Below are 8,721 nucleotides of genomic sequence, written 5' to 3' on the forward strand. Positions count from 1 at the left end.
GCCGATCCGTGCTCGGCCATCAGCCGCCGCCAGGTGGCCGGCCCCACCCGCCGCGAGCGGATCAGCCGCAGCCGGTCGAGCCGCTCGGCCTCGGCCGGGGAAGAGACGGGTTTCTGCGCCTTGGCCCGCATGGATGCCTTTCGCCGGTGCGGCGGCCGCTGGCGGGCCGCCGGAGAGGAGATCCCGAACCGGCCCGGAGCCGCAGGATCGACCGACCTCCGACCCTGCGGGCGAATGGTTAATGACTGGTGAACGGCGGCCTGCGGGGTATCGTGTCCGAGGCCGGACCCGGGCGCGGCCCTGTCACCCGCCGGACGGAAAGGCGCGGCCCACGGTCCGGTCCGGAGAGGATCCGCCCCGGGGGGCCTTGAGGGAGCCAGGCTGACGTAAGCCGCCGCCGCACCGAAACCGTGTCCCGCGGCATGGGGAGGCAGACCCAGATCTATGCCGACCCCGCGCTCAATGCCGAGATCTGGGATATCGAGGGGCGCCCCTACATCGACGCGGCGGCAGGCAGTGCGGTCGTGAACACCGGCCACTGCCATCCGAAGGTCATGGCCGCGGTCTTCGGGCAGGTGGGCCGCTTCACCCATACCTGCCATCAGGTGCCGCCCTGCGAGACTTGCATCCGCCTCGCCGAGCGGCTGAATGCCGCGGTGCCGGGCGACTTCGCCAAGAAGACGGTCTTCGTCACCACCGGCGCCCGAATCGGCGGCACCTCCGGCGGCAACCCTCTGGGCATCGCCGCGGCCCATGCGGTGCTCGACGTTCCTCGCGAGGCGGGGCGCGCCCCCTGCCCGCTTGGCAGGCGGGGCGGCGGCGGCTAAGAGGCGCGGATGCAGCCCGCTTCGCCCTCCGAGACCGGCCTCCGCCTCGACCGCGCCTCCTACGGCGTGGGCGGGCGCGCGATCCTTCAGGACATCTCGCTCCATCTGACCGAGCAGCGGATCGCCATCCTCGGCCCCAACGGGTCGGGCAAGACCACGCTCCTGCGGCTGATGGCGGGGCTGATCGCGCCGACGGCAGGACGGGTGACGGTGGACGGGATCGAGCCCGCGACGAACCGGCGCGCCATGCTGGGCGCCATCGGCATCCTGTTCCAGAATCCCGAACATCAGATCATCTTTCCCACCGTCGAGGAGGAGCTGGCCTTCGGGCTGAAGCAGATGGGCCGCAGCGCCGCCGAGGCGCGCGCCATGGCCCGCGCCACGCTAGAGGCGCACGGCCGCGGCCATTGGGCGGCGGCGCCCGTGGCCACGCTCTCGCAGGGGCAGAAGCAGTTCCTGTGCCTTCTTGCGGTGCTCGCGATGGCGCCCGGGACGATCCTGCTCGACGAGCCCTTCTCGGGGCTCGACCTGCCCACGCAGATCCGCCTCGCCCGGCGCCTCGCCGCGCTGCCGCAGCGGCTGGTGACGATCACCCACGATCCGGCAGTCGTGGCGGGCTTCGACCGCGCCATCTGGCTCGAGGACGGGCGGGTGCGGGCGGACGGGCCGGCCGCGGGCGTGGCCTATGCCTACCGCGCCGAGATGGACCGTCTGGGGAGCCTCGATGCTGACGCTGACCTCGCCGGTTGAGACGCGCCTGCACCGCCTGCCCGCGGGCGCCAAGCTCACGGCGCTGGCGCTGGCGGCGGTGGCGCTCGTGCCGCTCGACAGCCTGCCCCTGCTCGCGCCGGCAGCCCTCGCCACCGCCCTTCTCTATGGCGCACAGGGGGGGGCCTTCGCCCGCCACGGGCTCGCCCTCCTGCGGCCGCTCTGGCCGTTCCTTCTGATCCTCGCGCTCTGGCACGGCTGGACGGGCGAGCTCGCGCGCGGCTGTGCCGTCGCGCTCAAACTTCTGATCGCGGTGGCGCTGGCCAATCTGGTGACGATGACCACCCGGCTCGACGACATGATCGCGGTGCTCGAGCGGCTGGCGCGGCCCCTGCAGCGGCTGGGGCTTGCGCCGCATGTGCTGGCCATCTCCATCGCGCTTGTCATCCGCTTCACGCCGGTGCTACTTGCGCGGGCAGAGCGGCTGGCCGAGGCCTGGCGCGCGCGGAGCCCCCGCCGTCCCTCGTGGCGGATCGTGGCGCCGCTGGCGCTGGGAGCCCTCGACGACGCCGAACAGGTGGCCGAGGCCCTCCGCGCCCGGGGCGGCCTCTAGGGGAGAGAGACCGATGGAACGCAACGTGACCCTGATCGCGCTCTTCGCCGCGCTGATCGCCGTGCTGGGGCTGGTGCCGCAGATCACCCTGATGTCGGGCGTGCCGGTCACGGCGCAGTCCTTGGGCGTGATGCTCTGCGGCGCGGTGCTGGGCGCGCGGCGCGGCGCGCTGGCGGTGCTGCTGTTCCTCGCCCTCGTCTTCCTCGGCCTGCCGCTCCTGTCCGGCGGGCGAGGCGGCCTCGGCGTGCTCGCGGGCCCCACGGTGGGCTTCGTGGTGGGCTTCCCCGTCGCGGCCTTCGTGACCGGCCTCGTGGTCGAGACATGGCGGGCGGTCCCGGTGACGCTCGCGGCCTTCGTCGGCGCGCTGCTGGGCGGGGTGGTGGCGCTCTATGCCTTCGGCCTCGTCGGCATGGCCCTCGTGCTCGGCAAGACGCTGCCCGAGGCGGCGCTCCTGCTCACGCCCTTCATCGCGGGCGACGTGCTGAAGGCCGCGATCGCGGGCCTCGTCACGCGCGGCCTCTCGCGCGTGCGGCCGGGCGTGCTGCTCTCGCGCTCCTGATCCGACGACAACGCCCGGAGGCAGGGCCTCCGGGCGGTCTTTCCGGCAAGGCGGAGGTCTCGGGTGTCTCGGGACCGCCAATCTTTCAGCCGCCCTCGGGGTCGGGCGGACAGGGCATCGAGGCCCGGCCATCCCGTCGGCGCGGATCCCCTTTCGGAGGCCGTGCCCCGGGTTCAGGGCCTCTGCGCCGAGCCTTCAGGCCACGTTCTGCAGCGCCACCTCGGGCAGGATGCCCAGCGCGTGGCAGACTTCGCGCGTCAGCGTCGGGCGGTTCAGCGTGTAGAAATGCAGATCCTCCACCCCCTCCGACAGGAGCCTGTCGCAGAGCTCGGTGCAGAGCGCGACCGAGAACAGTTCCTCGCGGCCGTCGCGCTTGGCGTGGTCGAAGGCGTCGTCCAGCCAGCCCGGCACCTGCGCCCCGCAGCGGGCAGCGAATTTCTTCACGCCCGACCAGTTCTCGATCGGCAGGATGCCCGGGATGATCGGCGCGGTGATGCCTTCCTTGGCGCAGAGGTCGCGGAAGCGCAGGAAGGTCTCGGCCTCGAAGAAGAACTGGGTGATGGCCGAGGTGGCGCCCGCCTCGATCTTGCGCTTGAGCCAGCGCACGTCGGCCAGCGTGTCGGCCGCATCGGGGTGCGGCTCGGGATAGGCGCCGACGCGCAGCTTGAAGCGGCCGGTGGCGGCCAGCGCCTCGACGAGCTCGACCGAGCTTGCGAAACCTTCGGCATGGGGGGTGAAGCGGTCTGCCCCCTTCGGCGCATCGCCGCGCAGCGCCACGATCTCGGTCACGCCCGCCTCGGCATAGGAGGCGGCGATCTCGAGCGTCTCGGCCTTCGTCGCATCGACGCAGGTCAGATGCGCCGCGACATTCAGCCTGTAGTGGTTGTGGATCGTCTCCACCGCCTCGTGGGTCAGCTTGCGCGTGGTGCCGCCCGCGCCGTAGGTCACCGACACGAAGTCGGGCTTCAGCGGCGCCAGCATCTGCGCGGTTTCCCACAGCCGGAACGACGCCTCGAGCGTCTGCGGCGGGAAGAACTCGAACGAGATGCGCGGTCTGGCCATGGGACTGTCTCCTGTTCCTTGCGTCTCTTGTGGCAGCTTCTGCCATGTGAGACAAATTCATAATGCTCAAGATCAATATGAGGCGATTTGTAACATGCACCTCGAGCTCCGCCATCTGCGCACCATCCGCGCGATCCATCAGGCGGGGGGTCTGGCGCGCGCGGCCGACGTGCTCCACATGACCCAATCGGCCCTTTCGCATCAGGTGAAGGGGCTGGAAGATCAGGCCGGGATCGAGCTTTTCGTCAGACGTTCCAAGCCCTTGAAGCTGTCGGCCGCCGGCATCCGCCTGCTGCGGCTGGCCGAGCGCATCCTGCCCGAGATCGACGCGCTCGAAGACGAGTTCCGCGCGCTGCGCTCGGGGCGCACCGGGCGGCTGCATATCGCCATTGAATGCCACGCATGTTTCGAATGGCTCTTCCCGGTGCTCGAGCTGTTCCGCCACGCCTGGCCCGAGATCGACGTGGACATCCGCGCAGGCCTGGCCTTCGAGGCGCTGCCCGCCCTGATGCGCGAGGAGGTGGATCTGGTGATCTCCTCCGATCCGGTCACGGTCGAGGGCATGGTCTTCAACCCGCTGTTCGACTACCACCCGACCTTCGTCGCCGCCGCCTCGAACCCGCTGGCGGCGCGGGAGTTCATCTCGGCCGAGGATTTCCGCGACCAGATGCTCATCACTTATCCGGTCTCGCGCGACCGGCTCGACGTCTTCACCGAGGTGCTGACCCCGGCCAAGGTCGAGCCGCGCGGCACGCGGCAGGTCGAGCTCACGGCGGTGATCCTGATGCTGGTGGCCTCGAATCGCGGCGTCTCGGTGCTGCCCGACTGGGTGCTGCGCGACGTGCGCAGCCATGCCGACTACGTGACCCGGCCGCTGGGGCCGAAGACGGTGACGAAGCGGCTCTATGCCGCGACACGCACGGAAGATGCGACAAAGCCCTTCATGGCCCATTTCCTGCGCCTCGGGCGCAGCGAGCCCGTGAAGCTTCAGCGGGCCTGACGGGAACAATGGGCCGCCTTCCGCGTCGGGGCGGAACGGCGGAGGACCCTGTCCGAACGGAATCGGATTGCCCGAAAGGGCGCAAAACGATACCTCCGCCGCGCAAAGCTTTCATGACAGGCCAGGAATGACCCTCCCACCGACCCGACCTGCCGAGACGACGGGAACCTCTGCGACGGGCGCCCCGATCAACCAGTGGAAAACGCTCGACAAGGATCTCAAGCGGATCGTCCAGCTCGAACAGGCCGGCCAGTTCGTCGGCCGCCCGCTCCTCTCGCTCGGCATCGCGCTGGTCTTCATCGTGGTGGCCGGCGTCACAGCCTCGGTCATCGTCGGCGGCACGCCGAATGCGCTCGTCATCGTCGCGGCCGCGGCCTTCGGCGCCTACATGGCGCTGAACATCGGCGCCAACGACGTGGCCAACAACATGGGACCCGCGGTCGGTGCCAATGCGCTGACCATGACGGGAGCGCTCGCCATCGCCGCGGTCTTCGAGACGGCGGGGGCGCTCATTGCGGGCGGCGACGTCGTCAGCACCATCTCGGGCGGGATCGTGGACCCGGCCTCGGTCGCCGAGGCCGGGATTTTCGTCTGGGCCATGATGGCCGCGCTGATCGCCGCCGCCGTCTGGCTGAACGTGGCCACGGCCATCGGCGCGCCGGTCTCGACCACCCATTCGATCGTGGGCGGCGTGATGGGCGCGGGCATCGTGGCGGCGGGCCTCGGCGCGGTGAACTGGCCGGTGATGGGCCAGATCGCCGCAAGCTGGGTGATCTCGCCCGTGCTGGGCGGCGTCTTCGCGGCGCTCTTCCTCGCCTTCATCAAGCACCGGCTGATCGATGCCGAGGACAAGATCGCGGCCGCCCGCTTCTGGGTGCCGCTCCTGATCGGGGTGATGGCCGCGGCCTTCTCGGCCTATCTGGTGCTGAAGGGCCTGCGCAAGCTGATGGAGGTGGATCTTCCGGCCGCCCTCCTGATCGGGCTCGCCTTCGGCCTGGTGACGGTCTTTCTCACCCGCCCGCTGGTGCGCCGGCAGTCCGAAGGTCTCGAGAACCGCAAGAAGTCGCTGAAGAAGCTGTTCGGCCTGCCGCTCGTCGTCTCGGCAGCGCTGCTCTCCTTCGCCCATGGCGCCAATGACGTGGCCAATGCGGTGGGCCCGCTCGCGGCCATCGTCCATGCGGTCTCGGACGGCGACACCGCCGCCAAGGTCTCGATCCCGCTCTGGGTCATGATCATCGGGGCGGGCGGGATCTCCTTCGGCCTCGTGCTGTTCGGCCCGAAGCTGATCCGCATGGTCGGATCCGAGATCACCAAGCTCAATCCGATGCGCGCCTATTGCGTGGCGCTGTCGGCCGCGATCACCGTCATCGTGGCCTCGGGGCTGGGGCTGCCGGTCTCGTCGACCCACATCGCCGTGGGCGGCATCTTCGGCGTGGGCTTCTACCGCGAATGGCAGGCCGAGCGCCGCAGCCGCGCCCTGGGCCTCATCAAGGGCAAGCCCCTGCCGCCCGAGGAGCGCAAGCGCCGCAAGCTGGTGCGCCGGGCGCATTTCCTGACCATCGGCGCCGCCTGGGTGGTGACGGTGCCCGCCACCGCCGCGCTGTCGGCCGTGATCTTCCTCGGGCTGCGCACCCTCGGCAACTGACCGGGGGCCGGGCCCGAGCCCGAGGGGCGGCCCAGGCCGCCGCTCGGGATCCGCCCTGTCGGTTCCTCCCTTCCCTTCCGGCCCTTCCCGCCTTATAGCAGCGCCCTTGAACGGATGGAGCCCGGACGGATGCAAGGCAGCGCGAACCTCAACCTGATGATCAAGGCGGCCCGCAAGGCGGGGCGCTCGCTCGTGAAGGACTTCCGCGAGGTCGAGAACCTGCAGGTCTCGTCCAAGGGGCCGGGCGACTTCGTGTCCAAGGCCGACCGCGAGGCCGAACGGATCATCCGCGAGGAGCTGATGGGCGCGCGCCCGACCTACGGCTGGCTCGGCGAGGAGACCGGCGAGACCGCCGGTCAGGACCCGACCCGGCGCTGGATCGTCGATCCGCTCGACGGGACGACGAACTACCTCCACGGCCTGCCGCACTGGGCGGTCTCGATCGCGCTCGAGCACAAGGGCGAGATCGTGGCGGGCGTGATCTTCGACGCGGCCAAGGACGAACTCTACTGGGCCGAGAAGGGCGCGGGCGCCTGGATGAACGAAAGCCGCCTGCGCGTCTCGGGCCGGCGTCACATGATCGAGGCGATCTTCGCCACCGGCGTGCCCTTCGGCGGCCGCTCCACCCTGCCTGCGACGCTGCAGGATCTGGCCCGGCTCATGCCCACCTGCGCGGGCGTGCGGCGCTGGGGCTCGGCGGCGCTCGACCTCGCCTATGTGGCGGCGGGCCGCTACGACGGCTACTGGGAGCGCGGCGTGAGCGCGTGGGACGTGGCGGCGGGCGTGGTGCTCGTGCGCGAGGCCGGCGGCCTGATCTCGGGCATCCGCGAGGACCAGAACCCGATCGACGGCTCGCTCATCTGCGGCAACCAGAACCTGTTCGAGCCCTTCCGCAAGATCATCCGCGGCGAATAAGCCGCCCCACCGGGACGGATCGGCCCCCGGGGCCGTCCGCGGCAGAGCGCGCCGGGCGCCCCGCCCGTCGCCTGCGCGGCCAGCGGCCGATGCCTTCCTTCGGGCGTTGAACACCCGACCCCGGAGGGGCGCTTCCGTCAGCGGTCGGACGGGTGGTTCACCCCGTCCGTCCAAGGCACCTCCCCCAGATCGCGGGGATTGACGCCCTCGAGGATCGCCACATTCACCCCGTATTCCCCGGGGTTCGAGCGCCGCTGGTGGTGGGTGTAGTTCCCGCAGGTCCGGCAGAACCAGTGTTTCGCCGTCCGGGTGCCGAACTGGTAGAGCGTGAGGTTCTCCGCGCCCCGCACCACCCGCAGATCCGAAAGCCGCGCGGTCACGGCGATGGTGCCGCGGCGGCGGCAGAAGGAACAGTCGCAGCGCCGCGCATCGGCGAAGCCGTTCAGCAGCTCGACCTCGATCTCGACCGCGCCGCAGTGGCAGGGGCCTTTCATCGCTTTCTCCGCACAAGAGGGACGTTCGAGCGCGGCAGCGCCGTCTCGGGATGGGGGGGCAACCCGTGGGTGCGCCGCCAGAAGGCCGGCCCGCCGCGGGCGATGAAGGCCGGCAGCGTGAGCAGGATGCCCGCGCCGAAGCCGCCCGCATGGGCCCAGTAGGCCACGCCGCCCTGATCGGTCGGCACCGCCACGCCCGAGACGACCTGGAACAGGAACCAGAGCCCGAGGAGGAGGAAGGCCGGGACGGGAATGATGCGGAAGAAGATCACGATGATGATGAGCACATCGACCTTCGCCCGCGGGAAGAGAAGGAGATAGCCCCCCATCACCCCCGCGATGGCGCCCGAGGCGCCCACCATGGGGATCCAGGAGAAGGGATCGGCCAGCACCTGCGCCGCGGCCGCGGCAAGCCCCGCGGCAAGGTAGAAGAGCGAGAAGCCGCCGTGACCCAGCACATCCTCGAGATTGTCGCCGTAGATGTAGAGAAAGAGCATGTTGCCGAGCAGATGCGCCCAGCCGCCATGCAGGAACATCGAGGTCAGAAGCCCCTCGTAGCCCTGCCCCTGCATCAGTTCCGCAGGCACCAGGCCCCAGTCGAAGAAGGCCGCTTCCAGCGCCAGAGACGAGGCCGAACCGTAATGCATGGCGAGAAAGATCAGGACATTCGCCACGATCAGCGCATAGGTCACATAGGGCGTGCGGCCCGAGGGATTGTGGTCGCGGATCGGGAACATGGCGCAGCGTTTCCGATCCCGTGCGCGCCGTCAAGCGCGAAACGCAGCCCTGCGGACGCCGCCGGACGCGAGACCCGAGGCCGCTCCACGGCCGAAGCAGCCCGGGCGCGCCGGAGCCGATCCGCTGCGCCGGACGGGCTGGGCAGAGACGCCGCCCGCCC

The 8,721-nt window shown here is 70.5% G+C and carries 9 protein-coding genes and 2 pseudogenes; 7 read left to right on the forward strand and 4 right to left on the reverse strand.

Annotation, left to right across the window (positions count from 1 at the left end):
- Positions 1–131 (reverse strand): annotated as a pseudogene (locus A9O63_RS23455) (DNA-processing protein DprA); the annotation flags it as partial.
- Between the two features lie 291 nt (positions 132–422).
- On the opposite strand from A9O63_RS23455, the pseudogene A9O63_RS16880 reads away from it, so the two are divergent.
- The 4 genes and pseudogenes from A9O63_RS16880 to A9O63_RS16895 form a co-directional block, all read left to right on the forward strand.
- Positions 423–746 (forward strand): annotated as a pseudogene (locus A9O63_RS16880) (aminotransferase class III-fold pyridoxal phosphate-dependent enzyme); the annotation flags it as partial.
- A 90-nt stretch (positions 747–836) separates the two neighbouring features.
- The gene (locus A9O63_RS16885; RefSeq protein WP_069332974.1) at positions 837–1,577 is read left to right on the forward strand and encodes an energy-coupling factor ABC transporter ATP-binding protein; all 741 of its coding nucleotides are present in this window, start codon (positions 837–839) and stop codon (positions 1,575–1,577) included.
- Entirely contained in the window at positions 1,552–2,148 is a 597-nt protein-coding gene (locus tag A9O63_RS16890) for an energy-coupling factor transporter transmembrane component T (RefSeq protein ID WP_069332981.1), read from the forward strand. The genes A9O63_RS16885 and A9O63_RS16890 overlap by 26 nt, the downstream gene beginning before the upstream one ends.
- Positions 2,149–2,161: 13 nt before the next feature.
- Positions 2,162–2,707 (forward strand): biotin transporter BioY, encoded by a 546-nt coding sequence (locus A9O63_RS16895; protein WP_069332975.1) that lies wholly within the window; start codon positions 2,162–2,164, stop codon positions 2,705–2,707.
- 195 nt (positions 2,708–2,902) lie between these two features.
- Here the strand turns inward: A9O63_RS16895 and metF are convergent, their stop codons facing one another.
- Positions 2,903–3,769 carry a methylenetetrahydrofolate reductase [NAD(P)H] gene (gene metF, locus A9O63_RS16900; protein ID WP_069332976.1) on the reverse strand — a complete coding sequence of 289 codons (867 nt, stop codon included), beginning with the start codon at positions 3,767–3,769 and terminating at the stop codon, positions 2,903–2,905.
- A gap of 94 nt (positions 3,770–3,863) precedes the next feature.
- Here metF and A9O63_RS16905 point away from each other — a divergent pair, with 94 nt between their 5' ends.
- From A9O63_RS16905 to A9O63_RS16915, 3 genes are all read left to right on the forward strand, one after another.
- Positions 3,864–4,769 (forward strand): LysR family transcriptional regulator, encoded by a 906-nt coding sequence (locus A9O63_RS16905; RefSeq protein ID WP_002719323.1) that lies wholly within the window; start codon positions 3,864–3,866, stop codon positions 4,767–4,769.
- Between the two features lie 127 nt (positions 4,770–4,896).
- On the forward strand, positions 4,897–6,414 hold the full coding sequence (locus A9O63_RS16910; protein ID WP_069332977.1) for an inorganic phosphate transporter: 1,518 nt from the start codon (positions 4,897–4,899) through the stop codon (positions 6,412–6,414).
- A 129-nt stretch (positions 6,415–6,543) separates the two neighbouring features.
- Positions 6,544–7,329 (forward strand): inositol monophosphatase family protein, encoded by a 786-nt coding sequence (locus A9O63_RS16915; protein ID WP_069332978.1) that lies wholly within the window; start codon positions 6,544–6,546, stop codon positions 7,327–7,329.
- Between the two features lie 137 nt (positions 7,330–7,466).
- Here A9O63_RS16915 and A9O63_RS16920 read toward each other — a convergent pair whose 3' ends face one another.
- On the reverse strand, positions 7,467–7,823 hold the full coding sequence (locus A9O63_RS16920) for a GFA family protein (RefSeq protein ID WP_069332979.1): 357 nt from the start codon (positions 7,821–7,823) through the stop codon (positions 7,467–7,469).
- Complete coding sequence (locus A9O63_RS16925; RefSeq protein ID WP_069332980.1) at positions 7,820–8,560, reverse strand: rhomboid family intramembrane serine protease; 741 nt, start codon at positions 8,558–8,560, stop codon at positions 7,820–7,822. The genes A9O63_RS16920 and A9O63_RS16925 overlap by 4 nt, the downstream gene beginning before the upstream one ends.
- Between the last annotated feature and the right edge of the window lie 161 nt (positions 8,561–8,721).

The sequence above is a fragment of the Cereibacter johrii genome (assembly GCF_001720585.1).
Lineage (GTDB): Bacteria > Pseudomonadota > Alphaproteobacteria > Rhodobacterales > Rhodobacteraceae > Cereibacter_A > Cereibacter_A johrii.